The sequence below is a fragment of the Rhodococcus sp. 4CII genome (assembly GCF_014256275.1).
GTDB classification, from domain to species: domain Bacteria; phylum Actinomycetota; class Actinomycetes; order Mycobacteriales; family Mycobacteriaceae; genus Rhodococcus_F; species Rhodococcus_F wratislaviensis_A.
The window spans coordinates 6,363,228-6,385,978 of record NZ_JACCFE010000002.1; the positions used below are offsets into that span (position 1 = coordinate 6,363,228).

The window sequence follows — 22,751 nt, forward strand, 5'->3', positions numbered from 1 at the left end:
CTACCGCCGGGCCTCGTGCCGGGCGAGTTCGGCGAGGACGCGTGCGACGAGGTCGTCGAGGTCGGCGCCGGTGGTGTCGAACGCGAGGTCCGGGTTCTCGGGGGCCTCGTACGGGGCGTCGATACCGGTGAGGCCGCGGAGTTCGCCGGCCCGCGCGCGGGCGTAGAGGCCCTTCGGGTCGCGTCGCTCGCACTCCTCGACGGGGGTGCTGACGTGAATCTCGAGGAACGGCAGGTCCGCGGCCTCGTTCAGGGCGCGGGCGATTGCCCGGTCCGATCGGAGCGGCGACACCATCGAGGCGATCGCCACCACCCCGGCATCGGCGAACAACCGGGTGAGATGGCCGACGCGCCGGATGTTTTCGGCACGGTCGCCCGGGGTGAACCCGAGGTCGTCCGAGATTCCGTGCCGGACGTTGTCGCCGTCGAGGAGGTACGCGGCGCGACCGGCATCGACGAGGGTCCGTTCCAGCGCGACCGCCACCGTCGACTTGCCGGAGGCCGGCAGCCCGGTCAGCCAGATCGTGGCGCCCCGCTGCCCGGTGGCCGTCCAGCGGCGCTCCCGATCGAGCGACGACGGGTGCCACTTGATGTCGTTGCGGGTCTGCGCGCCGGGCACGACTTCGCGGGTGTCGCTGACGGTGCCGGCGCCGACGGTGTCGTTGCTCTGCTCGTCGATGAGGATGAAGGCGCCTGCGTCGCGATTGGTGGCGTAGGGGTCGGCGAGCACCACCGTGCTCGTCCGGAGCGTGATCCGGCCGATGTCGTTGAGGGCGAGCTCGCCGGGGGAGTCGTGTTCTTCGAGGGTCTCCGGGTCGAGCCGGGTATGTAGCGCCTGGACGGTGGCGCGGACCATCCGGCTCGTGTGCTTCAGCGCCACCCGGTCGCCCGCCCGCAGCGGGGTCTCGCTGAGCCAGCACACGGTCGCGTCGATCTCGCGGGCGGCGACGGGCGCGGTGGCGTCGGCGGCCGCGCTGACGACGAGATCACCGCGGGCGACGTCGAGGTCGTCGGCGAGTTCGAACGACACCGACAGCGGTGCGACCGCGACGGCCCGGTTCGGATCGAGCGTGTCGAGGGCGGTGACCGCGCTGCGGGAACCGGCGGGCAGCACCAGCACCTCGTCCCCGACGGAGAGGGTGCCCGCGGACAGTCGCCCGGTGTAGCGGCGCCGCTGGTGGTCCGTGGGACGCGCGACCCATTGGATCGGCAGTCGCAGTTCGGACGCGACGGCCGACGGTGCGGCCAGTTCCACCCCCTCGAGGTACTCGAGGATCGTGGGTCCGTCGTACCAGGGTGTCGAATCCGACCGGGCCACGACGTTGTCGCCACGGGTGGCGGACACCGGGATCACCGTGAGGTCGCGGCCGCCGAGGCGCTGCGCGAGCAGGCCCAGTTCGGCCTCGACTTCCTTGAACCGGGTCTCGTCGAAGTCGACGAGGTCGATCTTGTTGACCACCGCGACCAGGTGCGGCACGCCGAGGAGGTCGGCGATCCGGGCGTGGCGCCGGGTCTGCCGGAGCACACCGGCACGCGCGTCCACCAGCAGCACGGCCACGTGGGTGTTCGACGCGCCGGTGAACATGTTGCGGGTGTACCGCTCGTGGCCGGGGGTGTCGGCGAGGACGAAACTCCGGGTGGGGGTGGAGAAGAAGCGGTACGCGACGTCGATGGTGATGCCCTGCTCGCGTTCGGCCCGCAGTCCGTCGGACAGGGCGGCGAGGTCGGCCTCGCCGTCGGCGTCGGTCACCGCCTCGAGGTGGTCGGTGGGCAGGCTGCCCGTGTCGTGGAGGAGCCGCCCGATCAGGGTGCTCTTGCCGTCGTCGACGCTGCCCGCCGTGGCGAGGCGCAGCAATTGGCGGGGCCGGCCGATGGTGGTCATCAGAAGTACCCCTCGCGTTTGCGGTCTTCCATCGCGGCGACGGAAGTCCTGTCGTCGGCCCGGGTCTCGCCGCGTTCGGAGACCGTGGCCGCGGCGATCTCCTCGATCACCCCGGCGACGTCGCCGGCGTCCGAGCGCACGGCACCGGTGATGGTGAGGTCTCCGACCGTGCGGTACCGCACCCGGAGTCGTTGCACCAGTTCGTCTTCGGTGGGCAGCGTGTATTCGGACAACCCGAGCAGGATGCCGTCCCGTTCGAACACCTGCCGCTCGTGGGCGAAGTAGATCGACGGCAGTTCGAGGTTCTCGAGTTCGATGTACCGCCAGATGTCGAGTTCGGTCCAGTTGCTGAGCGGGAACACCCGAACCTGTTCGCCCCGGCGGATTCTCCCGTTGTACAGCGACCACGGTTCGGGACGCTGGGCACGCGGATCCCACTGCCCGAACTCGTCGCGGAAGCTGAGCACCCGCTCCTTCGCGCGGGCTCGTTCCTCATCTCTGCGCGCCCCACCGAATGCGGCGTCGAAGCGGTATTCCTCGAGAGCGTCGAGCAGGGTGCGGATCTGCAGGCGGTTGCGGGACGCGCCCGGGCTGCCCGATTCGGTGACGCGGCCCTTGTCGATCGACTCCTGCACCGACGCGACGATCAGCCGGTGCCCGTCCTCGGCGAGCCGGCGGTCGCGGAATTCGATCACCTCGGGGAAGTTGTGGCCGGTATCGACGTGCAGCACCGGAAACGGCACGGGTGTGGGCCGAAACGCCTTCTCCGCCAGCCTGAGGAGAACGATCGAGTCCTTGCCCGCGGAGAACAGCAGCACGGGTCGTTCGAGTTCGGCGACCACCTCGCGAATGATGTGCACCGCCTCGGCTTCGAGCGCGCGGAGTTCGTCGACGGCCGCAAGGAGAGCGGTGGTGGTCATGCCGGATACCCCTTCTCGGCCGCCTCGATGCGGTAGCGCTCCGCCCATTCCCGGGAGCGGCCGTCGCTCTGCCGTTTCAGGGGTGGCGGGGGCGCGAGGTCGGCGTCGAGGCCCAGTTCCACAAGCACTTTCGCCGTCGTGGCCTGCGGGTCCGCCACCAGGTCGGTGAAGCTGATCTCCAGAGGTGAGATGTCTTCGGCCGCGAACCAGTTGCGCCAGCGGAGTTCCTGGTCACGCAGAATCGCGGCGAGGTGCGCGATGCCTTCGGCGTTGTACTCGGCTCCGTCGTTCGGGGCGGGTGGGGTGGCGTCGTCGCGCCACACCTGCGTCTGCACGGCGCGCCACATGGACACCGCCTGTCCAACGAGGTCCGGCCGGAACACGTGGACGAACGTCGGGTCGGACCCGAACAGGTCGCCCAGCGCGGAGCGCAGACCGCTGCCGGTGCGATTCGGCAGTCCGGCAACGCGATCGAGCAGTAGCGGGACCTGGTTCCACATCAGCTTGCCGCCCCACACGCCGTTGGGTGTGCGCCCGAGGCTGAGTAGTTGGTCGCGCCACTGTTCGGACGTCCGGGTGTCGACCGTTCCCGGTTCGAGCGGGGCGAGCCGCGAGAGCACCGCCTCGTCGGTGACCCCGTCGAACCACTGCCGCGGTTGCGGTGAGCGACTGGTGGACGGCAGGTACTGGAAGAATTCTTCGGGGTTGCCGGCCACGGTCGTGGCGCGCAGGGATTCGACGAGCAGGGTGCTGCCGCTGCGCTGAGACGCGCAAACGAGATACGAGCGTGGCTCCGACATGCCGGAAACTATAAACGCGGAATCGGGGGCAGCAATCGGAGCGAAATCAAATTATCGTGATCGAAACACTTGATTATTCCGCGACATATGTATTCGTCGGACACGCGACGCGGCGTATTCCGATTCCGCAGTTCACGGCCGTTTTCCGGCAGTGGACCGGGGCGCCGATTCTCACCCGAGCAATGACGCTGCGGCGTGCGAACAAAGAATCAGGCTGATCGCAATGAGGTGCGAATATGGCGTTGTGTCAGCCCTTGCGGCAAATGAGGACCGGGCACCGCGCGTGGTGGATGAGGCTCTGGCTCGTCGAGCCCACGATCGAGGCGGTGAACGGGTTGCGCCCGTGACTGCCGACGGCGATCAACTGCGCCCCGAACGAGTACTCGAGGAGCACCTTCATCGGCCCACCGCGCTCGAGGCAGCGGGTGACCTCTACGTCGGGATACTTCTCACGCCACCCCGCGAGGCTCTCGGCGAGCCAGGCTTCCTCGTGCTGCACCAGATCCGACCAGTCGGTGAAACGTCGTTCCTCCGAATACCACGCCCCGAGCGTGGAGTGCTCGGCCCAGGTGTGGACCGCGACGAGGGGAACGCCGAAGAACGCCGCGAACTCGAACGCATGGGCAACGGCCATGTCGCTCAGTTCGCTTCCGTCCACCCCCACCACGACGGGACGGGTTCCGCTGACCTCGTGGCCCTGGATGCCGCGCCAGACGACGACCGGGCATTCGGCGCGATTCGACACCCGCACGACGTCGGAACCGGCGACCACCGATTTCATCTCGCTCGTCGCCGCGGGTCCGAGTACCAGCATGCGGGCCGTCTTGGACAGTTCCACCAGCGCCTGGGCGGGAGGGCCGGGATGGGTGCTCCGCTCCACCTCGAGGTCTCGCTGCCCGTCGAGGACGGCCTTCTCGGCTGCGGCGAGTAACTCGTCGCCGTCCGGGGCGCCGTCGCCGCCGCGGGAGTTCGGATGCTTCGGTAGCACGTGCACGAGGCGAAGCGGTTCCTCGAACCGCCGCGCCGCGGATGCGGCCCACGCCGCTGCCTCCAACGCCCCGTCCGATCCGTCGATACCTGCCACGATGCCGCGTCGAATCCGTGCTGTGGTCATGGGGGTGCTCCTCACCTCCATTCCAGTCTGATCCAGGACGGCGGTGGCGCGCCAGAGGCAAATCGCCGACCGCGCGCGCGATGCGGTCGGCCGTTCCGGTGTCACCTGGGGATTCACCAGGTTCCGGCCGAACGGTGAACCGGAAGCACGGTTGTAGCGTGTGTACAGCTGGGAGGTGGTGACCGATGCCGGATGCCCAGACGGAGCTCATGCATGCCCTGTACGAGGAGCATGCCCCCGCGGTATGGAGGTATGCCCTGAGGCTGACCGGCGACCGCGTCCGCGCCGAGGACATCGTGCAGGAAGTGCTGCTGCGAGCCTGGAAGCACCCGAACGTGCTCGACCAATCGGAATCGTCGGCCCGGGCCTGGCTGTTCACCGTCGCCCGGAATCTCGTGTTCGACGAGCACCGCAGCGCCCGCTCCCAGCGGGAAATCGGCATGAGCTCGACACCCGAACGAGCCGCACCCGACAGTTCGGACGGTGCGCTCGACGCCTGGATGATGGGCGACGCGCTCGCCCGGCTGACCCCCGACCACCGTGCCGTCCTCGTCCTCGGCTACTACCGGGGAATGTCGACGCATCAGATCGCCGGCGAACTCGGGATCCCGGAAGGAACGGTGAAATCCCGCATGCATTACGGATTGCGGGCCCTTCGATTGGCACTGCAGGAAATGGGGGTGACCCGATGACGTTCGACGACTTCGAGTCGCACGAGGATCCCTACGCCCGATGGGACGCGGCGTACGTGCTGGGGGCGATGTCCGCCGGCGATCGGCGCGAATACGAGGCGCACCTCGCGCACTGCGCGGAGTGCTCGCAGGCCGTGTCGGAACTGGCGGGAATGCCGGGGTTGCTTGCGCTCATCACGCCCGAGGAGGCGTTCGGAACGCTGCCCGGGAACGAGGCACGCGAGGACGAGCAGGCGCCCGCACCCCGCGTGCTGACCCAACTGGTGGGCACGGTGCAGCGGAGCAGACGCCGCCGGCGGGCGGCCACCGCACTCGCTGCCGCTGCCGCCGTGGTGGCCGTCGCCGTCCCCGCCGCGGTGCTGGCGACGCAGGACCGGCCCCCGGCCACGCCCGCGACAGCGATGCCTGCCCCGGACCGCGCGAACACCGTCGACGCGGTGTTCACACCCGTGGTTCCGACCGCGATCACCGCGAGTGCCTCCGTCGCGTCGACGTCCTGGGGCACGGTGGTCTTCGTCGAATGCTCCTACAAGGAGACGTGGCCGGGCGACGATCGGTACGGCGCCGCCACCGAGGAGTACACCTTGACCGTCACCGATCGCACGGGAGCCGTGACGACCCTGGCGACCTGGACCGGTGAGGCCGGCCGCACGGTGCGGCCCACCGCCACCACCAGCCTGCCCGTCGACTCGATCGCGAGCATCGACGTGCGGTCCTCGGACGATCACCAGGTGCTGCTGACCGCGATGCTGTGAAAAATTGACGCTGTGAGAGTGGGCCACGGACGGAGGAGCCCCGGCCGATGGGGCCGGGGCTCCTCCGATTCCGGAGCGGGTGCGGCAATCGGTCAGCCGACGACGAGGCCGGCGTGCATGTTCGGGTGATACGTGCAGTGGAACCCGTAGGTTCCCGGCGTCGACGGAACGGTGAGGGTGGCCGTCTCGCCGCCCTCGATCTCGACGTCGAACGCACCCGCCACGTCCGAGGTCACGGTGTGTTCCGCGGTGTCGTCGTTGCGAACGGTGATCCGATCACCGGGCGACACCGTCGCGGGAACGGAAAACGCGAATCCCGCGATCACGATCTCGTCCGGTGCTGCGGCGGTTCCGGTCGCCGCCGCGGGCATGGTCATGGTCGTGGGCATGGTCGTGTCCGACGACGGGGTCGACGAGGCGCCGTCGTCGCTACAGGCGGCGAGTGCGCACACAGCGACGAACACCGACGCGAGGAAAGGTGCGGTGGAGGGTTTCATACTCCTTCCACGGTTCGTCGCCGTGTTTCGTTCATCGTGATTGTTCCCGGAAAAATGTTCTGCCACCGGTGAACCCGACCGGTACGTCGTTCGTGTGTATATCCAGTGGGCGGCCGCAGGTCGCCCCGACCCGATCCACGACACGGGGGTCTGCCGATGAATCCCACCTATCACGAGCCGCGGAAATCCCAGCAGAGCATGCGCGTCGCCGACTACATCGTCGCGGCACTGGCCGCGGAGGGGGTGACCCACGTCTTCGGTGTGGGCGGCGCGAACATCGAGGACCTGTACGACGCGCTGCACCGTTCCCACGACGTCGAGGGCGTCGTCGCCAAGCACGAATTCTCGGCGACGACGATGGCCGACGGGTATGCCCGGACTTCGAACCGAATCGGCGTCGTCGCGGCGACGTCCGGCGGGGGAGCACTCAATCTGGTAGCCGGGCTCGGTGAGTCCTTCGCCTCGCGGGTGCCGCTCCTCGCCCTGGTCGGCCAACCACCGACGATGCTGGAGGGGGCGGGCGCGTTCCAGGACACGAGTGGACTGGCGGGGTCGATCGACGCGTCCCGGTTGTTCGGCGAGGTGTCGCTGTACTGCGCGCGCGTCGAGTCGCCACTCGACGCCCCGCGCCGGCTCGCCGAGGCGCTGGCAGCAGCACGTCGCGGGGGGCCGGCAGTATTGCTGTTGCCGAAGAACATTCAGCAAGCAGTCGGTGAATTTCACGTGCCGTCGCGTACGGTGTGGTCGGAACCATGCGCCGCCGCGACGGATGTCACGCGGCTCGCCGAGGCGCTCCGGGACGACTACGGCCGGATCACGGTGATCGCCGGAGACGAAATCGCACGCGCAGACGCGCGCACCGAACTCGCCGCGCTCGCACACACACTCGGTGCGCGGGTGGCCGTCACTCCCGACGCGAAGGACGTGATCGATCCCGCCGCGGCGGGGCGGCTCGGGGTGACCGGCGCGATGGGAAACCCGGATGTGATCGACGCGCTGCAGGATTCCGACGTCTGCCTGCTCGTCGGCACGCGACTGCCGGTGATGGCACGCGGCGGGCTCGACGCCGCACTGGAGAAGACACTGGTGTACAGCGTCGGGTCGGCGCAACCGTATCTGCAGACGCGTCACCTGCCGACCCGTGATCTGCGGGCGACGCTGCGCAGGCTCGTCACGGAGATCGGCCCGCCGGCCTCGCCGGTACCCGTCGTGCCGGGCGAGCCGACGTCGATCGACGTACCACGATCGGACACGTCCGGCCTGCACTACACGGACGCGGTGCGGACGCTCGCCGGGGCATTGCCCGACGACGCCGACGTGTTCGCGGACGCAGGCAACACGGGTGCGGCTGTGGTGCATCACCTTCCGGTTCGGCCCGGAGGCCGGTTCGTCGTGGCACTGGGAATGGGCGGGATGGGCTACACGTTCGGCGCGGCGATCGGGTCCGCGTTCTCCCGCGGCCGCCGCACTTTCGTGATCGCGGGCGACGGCGCGTTCTACGCGCACGGGCTCGAGATCCACACCGCGGTCGAGTACGACGTACCGGTCACGTTCGTCGTGTTCAACAACAACGCCCACGCGATGTGCCTGACACGCGAACAGGTGTATTTCGAGGGCACCTACACCTTCAGCCGGTTTCGCCCGGCCCACATCGCGGCGGGTGTCGGCGCCCTGTTTCCCGGGCTGCCCTCGCACACGGCCCACACTCGTGCCGCCCTGGCCGACGCTCTGCGGACCACGACGGAATCGGTGGGGCCTGCCGTCATCGAAGTCGTCTGCGATGCCGACGAGCTACCACCGTTCCTGCCGTTCCTGCCCGCCCGAGGCACCGCCGAGAGAACCGAAACCCGAGAAGGAGCACGCCGATGACCGCCCACGAGATCGCAGCCCTGCCCGACCTTCCCGCCGACCTGCCCGGCCTCGTCCGCATCGAGACCTCCGACCGACACGCCACGACACCGATCATCATGGACATGCTCCGGTCGGTGTACCCCCACGACCAGGTGTTCGGAAAGTACTGCACCGTCAACGAATACATCGACTGCCCACCCGACGAGGTGTTCCGCTACCTCTCGGACACGCGCAGCCTGGAGGAGTGGACGTACAGCCTGCGGGGATTCACCCCCACCGACGAGGACGGGCTGTGGCTCGCGTACGACCGCCTCGGCGACTCGACCGAGATCTACACGCGCACCGTCGCTCACGCCGATGCGCGCACGGTCGACTATCACTGCGCCTGGGACCAGGGAAAGCACCTGTGGATGGTGTACCTGATGCGGGTGGTGGACGCCCGCACGGTACTCGACGTCGAGGGATCGGTCGTGCTGTGGACGAACTGCCACCACCCGTTCTACGACGAGAATCCGTACCCCGAGACCGCGCCGGCGGACCGGGTGCCGTGGGTCGGCGATTTCTGGGACATGTTCGCCGCCGGACACCAACTCGAGATGAGCAACCTCAAGGCCATCTGCGAATACCGGTGGGCGAACAACCTGCCGGTGACCCCGAACTGGATGGGTGAGTGAGCATGGACACCGTCAGCCTCATCGACATCGCCGGCTATCTGCCCGAGAACAGGGTGGGCGCCGACTATTTCGCCCAGTTCGCCGCCACCGACCGGTTGGCCGACAACATCATGTTCCGGGCGCCGAAGTTCCGCCACCACATCGCGAGCGACGAGAACGCCGTCGACATGGCCGAGCGTGCGGTCGCCCCGCTCACCGAACGGAACGGTGCCGAGCTGATCTCCAACGTCGACATCCTCATCACGCACACCCAGCTGCCCGACGTCCCGATCCTGGGCACCGGAGGCGAACTGGCGCGCCGGATGGGCATCACCCCGGAGTGGGTGGTGGACCTGCACAACGGTGGCTGTGCGTCGTTCGTGTACATGATCAAACTGGCGCGTCAGATCATGCAGACCAGCGACGCCTCGACGGCGCTGATCGTGTCGGTGCAGAACAGTGCGGGTCAGATCTTCACGCAATCCGAGGTGCGCACGCTGGCGCAGTCGGCGGTGCCGGGGGACGGCGCCGGTGCCTGCCTGCTCGTGAAGTCGGCCGCGGCGCCCGTACTCGGCCTCGAGTGCCGGACTTACCCCGAGTTCGCGGGGGACATGACCGCCGCGGTCGATCCGCCCCGCAAATACTGGGAGACCGGAACCGGTCAACTGCACATCGGATTCACCGAATCGAAGATCGCGAAGGTGTTCGCCCGGGGAAACCGGCTCGTCCCCGAGGTGGCGATGGCGGTGTGCAAGCAGATCGGCATCGCCCCGGACGAGATCGACACCCTTGTGACCAACCAGCCCAACCGATTGTTCCTCCGCAACTGGCGTGACGCACTCGAACTCCCGGCGGAACGACACCCCGACACCTTCGACGAGTGCGGCAATCTGTTCGGCGCCGCGATCCCCGTGACGCTCGACATCGAGAACCGGGCAGGCCGGATCCCCAACGGATCGCTGGTCATGATGTCCGCGTTCGCGCACGCCGGCGATTTCGCCGGCGCCGGGGCGATCCGATGGGGCGCCGCCCCGGCCGGGGGTGTGCGATGACGGCGCCGACCCTCGCGGGGCCCGGTGTCCGATTCGATCTCGCCCTGAGCGAGAACCCGTTCGCGCCGCTGCCGTCTGTGCTCGCCGCGCTCGACGACGTGATGCGCCGCGCGCACCGCTACCCGGAGTTCCTGCCCGACCGGCTCGTCGAGATCATCGCGAATCACGAAGCGCTCGAACAGGATCAGGTAATGGTCGGGGCAGGCGCCACCGGCGTCGCCCTGCAGATCATGCACTCCGTCGCCGAGCCGGGGGAGCGGATCGTCTACACCGCCCCGACATTCGACGGGTACCCGATCATGGCGGACATTGCGTCGCTCGACGCCGTGCCGGTGCCGATCCTCCCCGACGGAGGGCAGGATCTGGCGGCGATGGCGGCCGCGATCGACGACCGCACCCGGCTCGTCGTCGTGTGCCGTCCGCACAACCCCACCGGCACGCTCGTCGACGCCGCCGAGTTGCGGGCCTTCCTCCGGTGTGTCCCGGAACGGGTGATCGTGATCCTCGACGAGGCGTACGTCGAATTCGTCGACCGCGGGCTGATCCTGGACGTGCACCGCATCATCGCCGAACATCCGAATGTCGTGTTCCTGCGCACGTTCTCCAAAGCGTACGGACTGGCCGGGTTGCGCATCGGATTCGGCTTCGCGAATGCGGCTCTGGCGCAAACGATTCGACAACGGCAACTGCCGTTCGGGATGGGCAGCGCCGCCGTTCCCGCGGTCGCGGCGTCGTACGCCGCCGAGGACGAGCTTCGTGCCCGGGTGTCCGCCATCGTCGTCGAGCGCGAGGAACTGTGGCGCATCGTGCGCGCGGCGGGGGTTCCGGCCCCGCGCAGTCACGCCAACTTCCTGTATCTCCCCGGTTCCGGTGTCGGCGACGCGCTGGCCCGCGCCGGAATTCACGCGCGCACCTATCCCCACGGTGACGCGCGGATCGCGGTCGGGGATCCGGACGCCGGGCGGGCGGTGGCCGACGCGCTCAGGCCGACAGTGCGCGGTCCCGCTGCAACTCCACCCGGGTGTGCGAGTACCGGTCGAGGATGACGTCGAGCAGCCGGGGATGCGGCCCGATGGTGGCGGCGTAGGTGATGCCGGGGCCGCAGGATTCTGCGGCGCGGCTCAACCGGTCGGTGAGCAGTCCGGGCGCGAGGAACCACGGTGCGATCACGATGCGCTCGGCCCCCGTGCGGCGCAGAGTCGAGATCGCTTGCCGGACCGTCGGTTCGGCCGCTGTCGCGAAACACGTGACGCCACCCGACCAACGGGTGCCCGCCACGACGGACTCGGCCAGCCCGCGGGTCCGGCCGTTCGCCGCGGGATCGGACGAACCGACTGCGGCGAGCACCACCCCGAGGCCGGACTCGCCCAGAGGACCGCCGGCTTCGACGATCCGCTCACGGACCGCGTCGACCAGCCGCGCGTCGTGCCCGAGGACATCGGCCTGCCGGACGTGCAGGTGCGGATGACGGAGGCGGGCGGCGTCGAGGAGCGCCGGAAGGTCGACGCGGGCATGGAATGCACTGCCCAGCAGCAACGGAACGACCACCGCCGAAGCATGACCCTCGGCGGCGACCGCGTCGATCACCTGGTCGACGGACGGTGCGTTGAGATCGAGGAAGCACAGGCGGACGTCGAGGTCCGGTCGCCGCACGCGAAGCGCCGACACTGCAGCCGCCACCACCCGCGCACTGCGGGGGTCGCGACTGCCGTGGGCGACAGCGATCAGCGGGGTCATCGCACTAGACGCGCTCGCCGAGCTCCACCGCTGCGATGGCATCTCCGACGAGACCGGCGGCGAGCGTGTTTCCGCCGGCGGGATCGATCAGCAGGAAGCTGCCGGTGTGGCGGTTGACGGTGTAGTCGTCCGCGACGATCGGCTCCGCGACACGCACCGAGATCTTGCCGATCTCGTTGAGTTCCAAAGACTCCGGTGCGGGCTCCGACGTGAGCTCCTGCTCGTTGAAACGCTCGACGAGCGTGCCCACGATAGCCTGCGTGGTGCGGGTGCCGTGCTTGAGCAGCAGGCGCGCACCGGGACGGAGCGGCTTCTCTGCCAGCCAGCAGACGGTCGCGTCGAACTCGCCGAGCGGCTCCGGGGCGTCGGCGGGAGAGGCGATGACGTCGCCGCGAGAGACGTCGACGTCATCGGCCAGCACGAGGGTGACGCTGCGGCCGGCGTGGGCACTGTCGAGCTCGCCGTCCGCCGTGTCGATGCGGGTGACCGTGGTGCGGACACCCGACGGCAGGATCACGACCTCGTCGCCCGGGGTCACCTCACCCGCGGCGACCTGTCCCGCGTACCCGCGGTAATCCGGGAATTCGGCGGTCCGCGGACGGATCACGTACTGGACGGGGAAACGGAGACCGACCCGGTGGGGTTCGGCGTCCACTGGGATCGACTCGAGGTGTTCGATCAGGGTGGGACCGTCGTAGTACGGGGTGTTCTCGGAGCGCACGGCCACGTTGTCGCCGTGCAGGGCCGACACGGGGATTTCGACGACGTCCTCGGACGCCCAGCCGAGCGAACTGGTCAGCGAGTTGAATTCCGCCGAGATGTTCGCGAACACGGTGGCCGGGTCCTCGACGAGGTCGATCTTGTTGACGGCCAGCACCAGCTTGGGGACACCCAGCAGGGCCAGGACGGCGGCGTGCTTCCGCGTTTGCGAGATGACACCCTTGCGGGCATCGACCAGCAGGATGACCAACTGCGCGGTGGACGCACCCGACACGGTGTTCCGGGTGTACTGCACGTGCCCGGGGGTGTCGGCGAGCACGAAGGTGCGATTGGGCGTCGCGAAGTACCGGTACGCCACGTCGATCGTGATGCCCTGCTCGCGCTCCGCGCGCAGGCCGTCGACCAGCAGGGACAGGTCCGGAGTGGACAGGCCCTTGTCCACCGACGCGCGGGTGACGGCGTCGATCTGGTCGGCGAGAACCGACTTCGTGTCGTACAGCAGACGGCCGACGAGGGTCGACTTGCCGTCGTCCACACTGCCGGCGGTGGCAAGCCGAAGTAACTGCGCGCTTCGCGGGCTACGCGCCTGGAGGTCGCTCATGATCAGAAATAGCCCTCTCGCTTGCGGTCTTCCATGGCCGCTTCGGAAACTCGGTCGTCGCCGCGGGTCGCGCCGCGCTCGGTCAGCCGGGACGCCGCGACCTCGGCGAGGATCGCCTCGTTGTCGCCGGCCTCGGACAGCACTGCGCCGGTGGTCGACCCGTCGCCGACGGTGCGGTAGCGCACCGACAGCGTCTGCAGGTCTTCACCCTCGGACGGTCCGCCCCACACGCCGGGCGTCATCCACATGCCGTCACGCTGGTACACCTCGCGCTGATGCGCGTAGTAGATGCTGGCCAGTTCGACGTTGTCGCGGGCGATGTACCGCCAGATGTCGAGTTCGGTGAAGTTGCTGAGGGGGAAGACGCGGACCTGCTCACCGGGGGAGTGCTTGCCGTTGTACAGGTTCCACAGTTCGGGGCGCTGCTTCTTCGGATCCCACTGGCCGAAACTGTTGCGCAGCGAGAAGATGCGCTCCTTGGCCCGGGCCCGCTCCTCGTCGCGGCGAGCGCCGCCGAAGACCGCGTCGAAACGGTTCTCGGAGATCGCGTCGAGCAGCGGAACCGTCTGCAGCGGGTTCCGGATCCCGTCGGGACGCTCGGTGAGCCGGCCGTCCGCCAGGTAGTCCTCGACCTTCGCCACGTGCAGGCGCAGGTTGTACTTGGACACGACGTGATCGCGGAAATCGAGGACTTCCTGCAGGTTGTGCCCGGTGTCGACGTGCAGCAGCGCGAACGGCAGCGGCGCAGGCCAGAACGCCTTGATCGCCAGGTGCAGCAGCACCGTGGAGTCCTTGCCGCCGGAGAACAGGATCACCGGGCGCTCGAACTCGCCCGCGACCTCACGGAAGATGTGGATCGCTTCCGACTCGAGTGCGTCGAGCGTGTCGAACTGCGTCCCGTCCAGTTGCGGCCGGGCGTCGGCTTCTGCGAGGGAAGTGGAGATGTCGATGGTCATGAGGCGTGCAACCCGCATTCTGTCTTGGCCTGACCGGCCCAGCGACCGCTGCGCGGATCGCTGCCGGGGGCTGGCTTGCTGGTGCACGGAGCGCACCCGATGGACGGATAGCCCTCGTCGACGAGGGGATTCACCAGAATCGAGTGCTCGTCGATGTAGGACTGCATGTCTTCGTCCGACCACGCGGCGATCGGATTGATCTTCACCAGACCGAACGCGTCGTCGAACGAGATCAGGGGGGCGTTGGCGCGTGTGGGGGCCTCGACCCGGCGGATCCCGGTGACCCACGCCTTGTAGCCGGCGAGCGTCTTCTTCAGCGGGGCGACCTTCCGCAGCGCGCAGCACCGGTTGGGTTCGCGGGCGAACAGATCCTTGCCCTCCGCCGCATCCTGCTCGGCGACACTCGCCTCGGCGCGCGCGTTGATCACGTTGACGCCGTACACCTGCTCGACCGCGTCACGGGTGCCGATGGTCTCCGCGAAGTGGTAGCCGGTGTCGAGGAACAGCACGTCCACACCGGGATGAACCTGGGCGGCGAGGTGAACCAGAACGCCGTCCTGCATGTTCGACGCGACGATGAAGCTATTGCGATACCCCGTCGCTTCGCTCGCCCCGTTCCCGAACGTGTCCTCCGTCCACTGCAACAATTCGCGAGCGGACGCCCCCTCGAGACTCGCCGCCGCCTGCGCGGCAAGGAGCCTCAGGTCGTCCTCGGTTGCGCTGGAAAGGTCGACGCTCATCGCAGGTCCTCCTCGTCTGCTCGGACGGTCCACTCGGCGAATCGCTCGCCCTCGTTGCGGTGCTTGACGAACTGGCGCACCACGCGCTCGATGTAGTCGCCCAGCTCCCCGCTGGTCACCTTGTGCTGGCGCAGCTTGCGGCCGAAACCGGCGTCGAGGCCGAGGCTGCCGCCCAGGTGCACCTGGAAGCCCTCGATCTGGTTGCCCGCACCGTCGTCGACGAGCATGCCCTTGAACCCGATGTCGGCGATCTGGGACCGGCCGCAGGAGTTGGGGCAGCCGTTGATGTTCACCGTGATCGGCACGTCCAGGTTGGCGTTGATGTCCGCCAAGCGCTCCTCGAGTTCCGGCGCGAGCACCTGCGAACGCTTGCGGGTCTCGGTGAACGACAGCTTGCAGAACTCGATGCCGCTGCATGCCAGCAGGTTTCGACGCCAGTGCGACGGACGCCCGTGCAGCCCGAGGGGCCTGAGCTCGTCGATCAGCCATTCGACCTTGTCGTCCGGCACGTCGAGCACGATCAGCTTCTGGTACGGGGTGAAGCGGACGCGGTCGGAACCGACGGCGGCCACCGCCTCGGCAACCTTGGTCAGAATGGTGCCCGACACCCGGCCCGCGATCGGGGAGAAGCCGATCGCGTTGAGCCCATTGCGCAGCTTCTGCACCCCGATGTGGTCGATCGGGCGCTCCGGCTTGGCCGGTGCCGGCCCGTCGATCAGCTTCCGCTTCAGGTACTCGGTCTCGAGCACCTCGCGGAACTTCTCGATGCCCCAGTCCTTGATCAGGAACTTCAGCCGCGCCTTGGAGCGCAGCCGGCGGTAGCCGTAGTCGCGGAAGATCGAGACCACGGCCTCCCACACGTCCGGCACCTCGTCGAGCGGCACCCAGACGCCGACCCGCTGCGCGAGCATCGGGTTGGTGGACAGGCCGCCGCCGACCCACAGGTCCAGGCCGGGGCCGTGCTCGGGGTGGTTGACGCCGACGAACGCGACGTCGTTGATCTCGTGCACCACGTCCTGCTGGCCGGAGATGGCGGTCTTGAACTTGCGCGGCAGGTTCGAGTACTCGGGCTTGCCGATGTAGCGGCGCACGATCTCGTCGATCGCCGGCGTCGGGTCGAGCACCTCGTCGAGGGACTCGCCGGCCAGCGGGGAGCCGAGCACCACGCGCGGGCAGTCGCCGCAGGCCTCGGTGGTCTGCAGGCCGACGGACTCGAGACGCTTCCAGATCTCCGGGACGTTCTCGATCTCGATCCAGTGGTACTGGACGTTTTCGCGGTCGGAGAGGTCGGCGGTGTCGCGACCGAACTCGGTGGAGATGCCGCCGAGGGTGCGAAGCTGCTCCACGTTCAGGGCGCCGCCGTCGCAGCGCACCCGCATCATGAAGTACCGGGCCTCGAGCAGATCGATGTTCTCGTCGCCGGTGAAGGTGCCGTCGTAACCCTGCTCGCGCTGGGTGTAGAGACCCCACCAGCGCATCCGGCCCCGAAGGTCGCTCTTGTCGATGCTGTCGAAGCCCTGCTTCGAGTAGATGTTCTCGATGCGGGCCCGGACGTTGAGCGGGTTGTCGTCCTTCTTGGCCTGCTCGTTGGCGTTGAGGGGCTCGCGGTAGCCGAGGGCCCACTGGCCTTCGGCGCGCCGCCGGGCCGGCTTCGCCGTGCGCGTCCGCGCGGGTGCTGCCGGGGCGGCAGCGGGGGAGGCGTCGGTGGTCGACGTCATGGAGCACTCCTGAATCTCACGGTGCACCGGCTCAGGCCGAGGAGGAGGGCTGATCCTCGCTCGGGGCATTCGAATCCGGCCGGAAGTCGAGAAGAATGATGAACGGGCTGACAGGCTGAATTACTGCGCAAGACAGGGCAGACAACAACAGCTGCAGACACGCTTGAGATCGACGTGACGACGCGCCACGAGTCGCACTCCGGGTCCGGTCATGCAGATCATTGTGCCACGTCAGATCGCTCACGCAGAGCCGGGCACCGATTTCCACCAATTTTGCGGGAAATATCACGGCCAGGGGTCGCCGAGGCCGGGTGGGGAGAGCGGGTCGAGAACCCTGGGATACGGAGGCGGGCCGACCATGGACACCCGAGGCGAGCCGACCATGGACACTGGAGGGGTGAACGGAACGAGCAGTACCACGGTCGGCCGCGACGAGTCGGCGGCGTTCGCGCTGCCCGAACGGGCGCTGGCGGGCGTGGGGAGCCGGCCGTTCGGGATCTACGTGCACGTGCCGTTCTGTGCCACACGCTGCGGATACTGCGATTTCAACACGTACACGGCCGGTGAGCTGGGGACGTCGGCGTCGCCGCAATCGTGGATGGAGGGGTTGCGCCGCGAACTCGACCTCGCCGCGCAGATGACGGGCGCTCCGTCCGTCGACACGGTCTTCGTCGGCGGCGGCACGCCGTCCCTGCTCGGCGGCGACGGCCTCGCGGACGTGCTGGGTGCGATCCGGTCGAGTTTCGGGCTCGCCGACGGCGCCGAGGTGACCACCGAATCAAACCCGGAGTCCACGTCGCCCGAGTTCTTCGACCGCCTGCGGGCAGGCGGATTCACCCGGATCTCGCTGGGCATGCAGTCGGCGGCGCAGCACGTGCTGAAGGTGCTCGACCGCACCCACACACCGGGACGCGCGGTCGCGGCGGCCCGGGAGGCGCGGGCCGCCGGGTTCGAGCACGTCAACCTCGACCTCATCTACGGAACGCCCGGGGAGCGCGACGAGGACCTCGACCTCTCGCTGGACGCGGTGCTCTCCGCCGGGGTCGACCACGTGTCGGCCTATGCCCTGATCGTCGAGGACGGCACCGCGCTGGCCAGGAAGGTCCGGCGCGGGGAACTGCCCGCGCCGGACGACGACGTCCTCGCGTCGCGGTACGAGCGCATCGACGCGCGGCTCGCCGAGGCGGGATTGACCTGGTACGAGGTGTCGAACTGGGCACGGGACGACGCAGCCTGCCGACATAACCTGGGCTACTGGGACGGCGGCGACTGGTGGGGCGCCGGGCCCGGCGCCCACAGCCACGTCGGCGGTGTGCGCTGGTGGAACGTCAAGCATCCGGCGCGTTACGCGGACCAGCTGGCGGCGGGAAACCTGCCGGTCGGTGGCAGCGAGCAGCTGACGCAGGAGGACGTCCACGTCGAGCGGGTGATGCTCACCGCGCGGCTGCGCGCGGGACTGCCCGTCTCGGAACTGGACGCCGCGGAGCGGCGCGCCGCCGACGAGGTGATAGACGACGGACTGCTGGTGCGCGAAGGCGAGTACCTCGTGCTGACCGACCGGGGGCGGCTCCTCGCCGACGCCGTGGTCCGGACGGTGCTGCGCTGACGCCGAGCCCTCCTCCACTCAGGCCGTGACGATGCCCGGCATCTCGTCGTAGTCGAACACTCGCGCGTGCAGGACCACGCGGTTCCGCAGCGCCGAGCGCACGGCCCGGTGGAGCCCGTCCTCGAGGTAGAGCACCCCGTGCCACTGCACCGCGTGCGGGAACAGGTCCCCATAGAACGTCGAGTCCTCGGACAGCAGCCGGTCGAGTTCGAGAACCTTGGTCGTGGTGACGATCTCGTCGAGACGCACCTGCCGCGGCGGGATCTTGGACCAGTCGCGCAGCGACAACCCGTGGTCCGGGTACGGCTTACCGTCCATGACACCTTTGAAAATCATCGCCTCGTCATCCGCCCGTGGTCGTTGCCGTCTGCTTCTCTCCCGTCACCACACTAAGGCCTGAACCGGTATCGGCGGCGCGGCGATTAGACTGGATCGAGCCGAGATGCGCGTGCACACGCACGGAGCTCAGGGGATGTGACGGCCGACCCGAACGGAAGTTCGGGGACGCCGCTGCTCGTGATGATCGAGAACTGGAGGTGGATGGCGATGTCGAGTACTGACGACAGACGGTTCGAGGTTCTCCGCGCCATCGTCGCCGACTACGTCTCGACCCAGGAGCCGGTGGGTTCGAAGGCGCTGGTCGAGCGGCACAATCTGGGTGTTTCCAGCGCCACCGTCCGCAACGACATGGCGTTCCTCGAGAGCGAGGGCTACATCGCCCAGCCGCACACGAGTTCGGGCCGCGTCCCCACCGACAAGGGTTACCGGCAGTTCGTCGATCGCATCGCCGACGTGAAGCCGCTGTCGACGGCGGAGCGGCGCGCGATCCTCGACTTCCTCGAGTCCGGAGTCGACCTGGACGACGTCCTCCGGCGCGGGGTGCGCCTGCTCGCGCAACTCACACGCCAGGTCGCGGTTGTGCAATATCCCACACTCTCGGCGTCGTCGGTCCGGCACCTCGAGGTGGTCGCGCTGACGCCCGCCCGCCTGCTGCTGGTGCTCATCACCGACTCGGGCCGGGTGGATCAGCGCATCGTCGAACTCGGCGACGTCCTCGACGACGAGGATCTCGCGCGGCTGCGCGGACTGCTCGGCGGCGCCCTCGACGGCAAGCGCCTGGCGGCGGCGTCCATCGCCGTGTCGGAACTCGCCGACGAGGCGCCGGAAGATCTGCGCGACGCCGTGATCCGCTCGGCCACCGTGCTGGTGGAAACGCTCGTCGAGCATCCCGAGGAGCGCCTCGTACTCGGCGGCACCGCGAACCTGACCCGGAACGCCGCGGACTTCACGGGAATCAGCGGATTCCCCGGTTCGCTGCGCGCGGTCCTCGAGGCGCTCGAAGAGCAGGTGGTGGTGCTCAAACTTCTGGCCGCCACCCAGGACGCCGGCACCGTGACGGTGCGGATCGGTGAGGAGACGCAGGTGGAGCAGATGCGGGGCACGTCCGTCATCTCCACCGGCTACGGTGCGGCGGGCACCGTGCTCGGCGGAATGGGCGTGCTCGGGCCCACCCGAATGGACTATCCGGGAACAATCGCGTCGGTGGCAGCCGTTGCGAGATACATCGGCCAGGTGCTCGCCGAGCGGTGACGGCCGGCCCCGGCGACAACGCCGCGAAGGGGCGAGCACACGTACCAGTGGCGAGATAACGAAGTAGAGAAGGACGAGAGACTCAACGTGGCACGGGATTACTACGCAACGCTCGGCGTCGATCAGAAGGCGACCGACCAGGAGCTCAAGCGCGCGTACCGCAAGCTTGCCAGGGAACTGCATCCCGACGTGAACCCCGACGAGGCGGCGCAGGCCCGGTTCCGGGACATCTCGACGGCCTACGAGGTGCTGTCGGACCCGGAGAAGCGGCGCATCGTCGACCTCGGCGGCGACCCCCTGTCCTCGGGTGGCGGCGGAGGCGGCGGCTTCGGCGGCGGTTTCGGGGGCGGACTCGGCGACGTGTTCGAGGCGTTCTTCGGCGGCGGGGGCGGCGCGGGCCGTGGTCCGCGGGGCCGCGTCCAGCCGGGCGCCGATTCGCTCCTGCGCACCAAGCTGACCTTGGCGGAGTGCGCGACCGGTGTGAGCAAGCAGGTCACCGTCGAGACGGCGATCCTCTGCGACAGCTGCACCGGATCGGGCACCAACGGCGACTCCACGCCGGTGCGGTGTGAGACCTGTGGCGGCGCGGGCGAGGTCCAGTCGGTGCAGCGGTCGTTCCTGGGCCAGGTCATGACGTCGCGGCCGTGCCCCACGTGCCGTGGTGCCGGCGAGACGATCCCCGACCCGTGCCACAAGTGCGGCGGCGACGGACGTGTGCGCGCCCGCCGCGACATCACGGTGAAGGTGCCCGCCGGCGTTGCCGGCGGAATGCGGATCCGGCTCGCCGCGCAGGGCGAGGTCGGTCCCGGCGGCGGACCGGCGGGCGACCTGTACGTCGAGGTGGTGGAGCAGGCGCACGAGGTGTTCGTCCGCGACGGCGAAGACCTGCACTGCACGATCCGGGTGCCGATGATCGACGCCGCCCTCGGCACGACCGTGACGATCGACACGATCATCGACGGCCCGAAGGAGATCACCATCGAGCCGGGAACCCAGCCGGGATCGGTGACGGTCCTGCGCGGGCACGGCATGCCGAAGTTGCGGTCCGGAATCCGCGGCGACGTGCACGCGCATCTCGAGGTCGTGGTTCCGTCGCGCCTCGACCACAAGGAGACGAAACTGCTCCGCGAACTCAAGGACCTGCGCGACCGCGACGTCGCCGAGGTCGTCTCCACCCAGTCGCAGCACAGCGGCGGATTGTTCTCACGCCTGCGTGAAGCCTTCAGCGGTCGCTGACCGTGGCGGCGACGGTCTTCTTCCTCGACCCGCTGCCCGACGTGGGGAGCACCGCGGTCCTGGACGGTCCGGAGGGCCGGCATGCGGCGACGGTGCGGCGGATCGGTGTCGGGGAGCGGATCGTGCTGGCCGACGGCCGGGGCGGTCTTGCCGACACGGAGGTGACGGCCGCCGGGAAGGACCGGCTCGAACTCACTGTGCACGAGCGTCGGCAGGTGTCGGCGCCGTCGCCGAGTGTGACTGTGGTGCAGGCGCTTCCGAAGGCGGAGCGATCCGAGCTGGCGGTCGAGCTGGCCACCGAGGCCGGGGTCGATGCGATCGTGCCGTGGCAGTCGTCACGCTGCGTGGCGCGGTGGGAGGGCCCGAAGGTCGCCAAGGGAGTCGCGCGCTGGCGTAGCGCGGCGCTCGCCGCCGCCAAACAGTCCCGGCGGGCGATCGTCCCCGAGGTGTCGGAATTGCACCGCACCGCGGGAATGCTCGCCGTCGTCCGGGAGGTGGTCGGCCGGGGCGGCGTCGTCGCCGTGCTGCACGAGGCGGCCACCCACGCTCTCGCCGAGCTTCCGCTGCGCGCGGCCGCCGAGATCGTGCTGGTCGTCGGACCCGAGGGCGGCATCTCCGACGAGGAGATCACCGCGCTGACCGAGGCGGGCGCCGTCCCGGTGCTGCTCGGTCCGCACGTCCTGCGGACCTCGACCGCGGCGGCAGTGGCGCTGGGCGCCATCGGGGTCCTCACCGACCGCTGGGGCGCGGCCCCGCTAGCCTGACAGCCCGTGGACCGCATTCGCATCGCCTACGGAACCGAACCTCAGCAGTTCGGGCACTTCTATCCGCCCGAGGCACCGGTGTCGACCCCGGTCCCGGTGGTGATGGTCGTCCACGGCGGTTTCTGGAGCGGGAAGTACCACCTGAACCTCGGGACGAGTTTCGCGGTCGACCTGGCCCGCCACGGTGTCGCCGTGTGGAACATCGAATACCGCAGGCTCGGTGCGGGCGGGCGGTGGGACGAGATGTCCGCGGACGTCCGCGCCGCACTCGACGCGATCGCCGGTCCGGTCGCCGAGCGGTCGCCCGTCCCGTTCGACCTGTCGAAGGTCCGGGTGGTCGGACACTCCGCCGGTGGGCAGCTCGCGGTGTGGCTCGCCGGGGAGACACAGACGACGGTCCGGCCGGAACGGGTCGTGTCCCAGGCGGGCGCGCTCGACCTCGCGTCCGCGGGCGAACGTGGGCGGCGGATCGGCTACATCGAGGATCTCCTCGGCGTCCCCTTCGACGAAGACCCGGACCGGTACCGCGCCGCCTCCCCACACCACCGGCTTCCCGTCGGGGTGCCTGTGGTGTGCGTCCACGGCACGGAGGACGCGCAGGTTCCGGTGAAGGTGAGCGTGCGGTACAGCGAGGCGGCGCGGGCGGCCGGGGATCCGGTCGCCCTGCACGTCGTCGAGGGTGAGGATCACTACGCGTTCCTGAATCCCGAGACCGATTGCTGGAAGATCTCGCGGGACGCCCTGCTGTCCGACGCCGGCGAGTTCTGAACCGCGGTCCCGACGAACCCGCCGTCGCGGCCGGCATGGGGGTTACGCGAGAATCCGGAGGCTTCGGATCGGTGACGGCGTCGCGTAATCGAGTGGGCGC

Annotated in this window: 23 protein-coding genes; 11 read left to right on the top strand and 12 right to left on the bottom strand. The window is 69.1% G+C overall.

The features are described 5' to 3' along the window. The 4 genes from cysC to H0B43_RS30255 form a co-directional block, all read right to left on the bottom strand. Positions 1-1,881, bottom strand: a complete 1,881-nt coding sequence (cysC, locus tag H0B43_RS30240; RefSeq protein ID WP_185724572.1) for an adenylyl-sulfate kinase — start codon at positions 1,879-1,881, stop codon at positions 1-3. Further along, entirely contained in the window at positions 1,881-2,801 is a 921-nt protein-coding gene (gene cysD, locus H0B43_RS30245) for a sulfate adenylyltransferase subunit CysD (protein ID WP_185724571.1), read from the bottom strand. Before cysD (H0B43_RS30245) ends, cysC begins: the two co-directional genes overlap by 1 nt. Then, positions 2,798-3,601: a trehalose 2-sulfotransferase gene (locus H0B43_RS30250; protein ID WP_185724570.1), complete on the bottom strand. Its 804-nt coding sequence runs from the start codon at positions 3,599-3,601 to the stop codon at positions 2,798-2,800. The genes cysD (H0B43_RS30245) and H0B43_RS30250 overlap by 4 nt, the downstream gene beginning before the upstream one ends. A gap of 247 nt (positions 3,602-3,848) precedes the next feature. Further along, positions 3,849-4,715: a universal stress protein gene (locus tag H0B43_RS30255; RefSeq protein WP_185724569.1), complete on the bottom strand. Its 867-nt coding sequence runs from the start codon at positions 4,713-4,715 to the stop codon at positions 3,849-3,851. A 185-nt stretch (positions 4,716-4,900) separates the two neighbouring features. Between H0B43_RS30255 and H0B43_RS30260 the strand changes: the two genes are divergently transcribed. Next, complete coding sequence (locus H0B43_RS30260; RefSeq protein WP_185724568.1) at positions 4,901-5,407, top strand: sigma-70 family RNA polymerase sigma factor; 507 nt, start codon at positions 4,901-4,903, stop codon at positions 5,405-5,407. After that, positions 5,404-6,162 carry an anti-sigma factor gene (locus H0B43_RS30265; protein WP_185724567.1) on the top strand — a complete coding sequence of 253 codons (759 nt, stop codon included), beginning with the start codon at positions 5,404-5,406 and terminating at the stop codon, positions 6,160-6,162. Before H0B43_RS30260 ends, H0B43_RS30265 begins: the two co-directional genes overlap by 4 nt. Positions 6,163-6,254: 92 nt before the next feature. Here H0B43_RS30265 and H0B43_RS30270 read toward each other — a convergent pair whose 3' ends face one another. Then, positions 6,255-6,659, bottom strand: a complete 405-nt coding sequence (locus H0B43_RS30270; RefSeq protein WP_185724566.1) for a cupredoxin domain-containing protein — start codon at positions 6,657-6,659, stop codon at positions 6,255-6,257. 156 nt (positions 6,660-6,815) lie between these two features. On the opposite strand from H0B43_RS30270, the gene H0B43_RS30275 reads away from it, so the two are divergent. Genes H0B43_RS30275 through H0B43_RS30290 form a run of 4 tightly spaced genes read left to right on the top strand, consistent with a single transcriptional unit; the run spans position 6,816 to position 11,261 of the window. After that, entirely contained in the window at positions 6,816-8,528 is a 1,713-nt protein-coding gene (locus H0B43_RS30275) for a thiamine pyrophosphate-binding protein (RefSeq protein WP_185724565.1), read from the top strand. After that, positions 8,525-9,184, top strand: a complete 660-nt coding sequence (locus H0B43_RS30280; protein ID WP_185724564.1) for an SRPBCC family protein — start codon at positions 8,525-8,527, stop codon at positions 9,182-9,184. The genes H0B43_RS30275 and H0B43_RS30280 overlap by 4 nt, the downstream gene beginning before the upstream one ends. Positions 9,185-9,186: 2 nt before the next feature. Then, positions 9,187-10,215 carry a 3-oxoacyl-ACP synthase III family protein gene (locus H0B43_RS30285; protein ID WP_185729745.1) on the top strand — a complete coding sequence of 343 codons (1,029 nt, stop codon included), beginning with the start codon at positions 9,187-9,189 and terminating at the stop codon, positions 10,213-10,215. Further along, positions 10,212-11,261 (top strand): aminotransferase class I/II-fold pyridoxal phosphate-dependent enzyme, encoded by a 1,050-nt coding sequence (locus H0B43_RS30290; RefSeq protein ID WP_185724563.1) that lies wholly within the window; start codon positions 10,212-10,214, stop codon positions 11,259-11,261. Before H0B43_RS30285 ends, H0B43_RS30290 begins: the two co-directional genes overlap by 4 nt. On the opposite strand, the gene H0B43_RS30295 is transcribed toward H0B43_RS30290, so the two are convergent. From H0B43_RS30295 to H0B43_RS43275, 6 genes are all read right to left on the bottom strand, one after another. Next, a complete protein-coding gene (locus H0B43_RS30295; RefSeq protein WP_185724562.1) occupies positions 11,197-11,952 on the bottom strand; it encodes a sirohydrochlorin chelatase in 756 nt (251 codons plus the stop codon). The two genes, H0B43_RS30290 and H0B43_RS30295, sit on opposite strands and share 65 nt — an antisense overlap. 4 nt (positions 11,953-11,956) lie before the next feature. Beyond that, positions 11,957-13,273, bottom strand: coding sequence for a sulfate adenylyltransferase subunit 1 (locus tag H0B43_RS30300; protein WP_185724561.1), 1,317 nt, complete (start codon positions 13,271-13,273; stop codon positions 11,957-11,959). A gap of 2 nt (positions 13,274-13,275) precedes the next feature. Continuing rightward, a complete protein-coding gene (gene cysD, locus H0B43_RS30305) occupies positions 13,276-14,229 on the bottom strand; it encodes a sulfate adenylyltransferase subunit CysD (protein ID WP_185724560.1) in 954 nt (317 codons plus the stop codon). Continuing rightward, positions 14,226-14,969: a phosphoadenylyl-sulfate reductase gene (locus H0B43_RS30310; protein ID WP_185724559.1), complete on the bottom strand. Its 744-nt coding sequence runs from the start codon at positions 14,967-14,969 to the stop codon at positions 14,226-14,228. The genes cysD (H0B43_RS30305) and H0B43_RS30310 overlap by 4 nt, the downstream gene beginning before the upstream one ends. Further along, positions 14,966-16,687, bottom strand: coding sequence for a nitrite/sulfite reductase (locus tag H0B43_RS30315; RefSeq protein ID WP_185724558.1), 1,722 nt, complete (start codon positions 16,685-16,687; stop codon positions 14,966-14,968). The genes H0B43_RS30310 and H0B43_RS30315 overlap by 4 nt, the downstream gene beginning before the upstream one ends. A 120-nt stretch (positions 16,688-16,807) precedes the next feature. Further along, positions 16,808-16,909 carry an Ms4527A family Cys-rich leader peptide gene (locus H0B43_RS43275; RefSeq protein ID WP_397517546.1) on the bottom strand — a complete coding sequence of 34 codons (102 nt, stop codon included), beginning with the start codon at positions 16,907-16,909 and terminating at the stop codon, positions 16,808-16,810. A 136-nt stretch (positions 16,910-17,045) separates the two neighbouring features. Between H0B43_RS43275 and hemW the strand changes: the two genes are divergently transcribed. After that, on the top strand, positions 17,046-18,293 hold the full coding sequence (gene hemW, locus H0B43_RS30320; RefSeq protein WP_185724557.1) for a radical SAM family heme chaperone HemW: 1,248 nt from the start codon (positions 17,046-17,048) through the stop codon (positions 18,291-18,293). Positions 18,294-18,311: 18 nt separating this feature from the next. On the opposite strand, the gene H0B43_RS30325 is transcribed toward hemW, so the two are convergent. Next, positions 18,312-18,629 carry a type II toxin-antitoxin system VapB family antitoxin gene (locus H0B43_RS30325; protein WP_005261240.1) on the bottom strand — a complete coding sequence of 106 codons (318 nt, stop codon included), beginning with the start codon at positions 18,627-18,629 and terminating at the stop codon, positions 18,312-18,314. A gap of 210 nt (positions 18,630-18,839) precedes the next feature. Between H0B43_RS30325 and hrcA the strand changes: the two genes are divergently transcribed. The 4 genes from hrcA to H0B43_RS30345 all read left to right on the top strand — a co-directional run bounded on the left by hrcA (position 18,840) and on the right by H0B43_RS30345 (position 22,651). Next, entirely contained in the window at positions 18,840-19,883 is a 1,044-nt protein-coding gene (gene hrcA / locus H0B43_RS30330) for a heat-inducible transcriptional repressor HrcA (protein ID WP_072946667.1), read from the top strand. An 87-nt stretch (positions 19,884-19,970) separates the two neighbouring features. Then, on the top strand, positions 19,971-21,119 hold the full coding sequence (gene dnaJ, locus H0B43_RS30335) for a molecular chaperone DnaJ (RefSeq protein WP_185724556.1): 1,149 nt from the start codon (positions 19,971-19,973) through the stop codon (positions 21,117-21,119). 2 nt (positions 21,120-21,121) lie between these two features. Next, on the top strand, positions 21,122-21,883 hold the full coding sequence (locus tag H0B43_RS30340) for a 16S rRNA (uracil(1498)-N(3))-methyltransferase (protein ID WP_185724555.1): 762 nt from the start codon (positions 21,122-21,124) through the stop codon (positions 21,881-21,883). 6 nt (positions 21,884-21,889) lie between these two features. Next, complete coding sequence (locus H0B43_RS30345) at positions 21,890-22,651, top strand: alpha/beta fold hydrolase (protein WP_185724554.1); 762 nt, start codon at positions 21,890-21,892, stop codon at positions 22,649-22,651. Positions 22,652-22,751 lie beyond the last annotated feature (100 nt).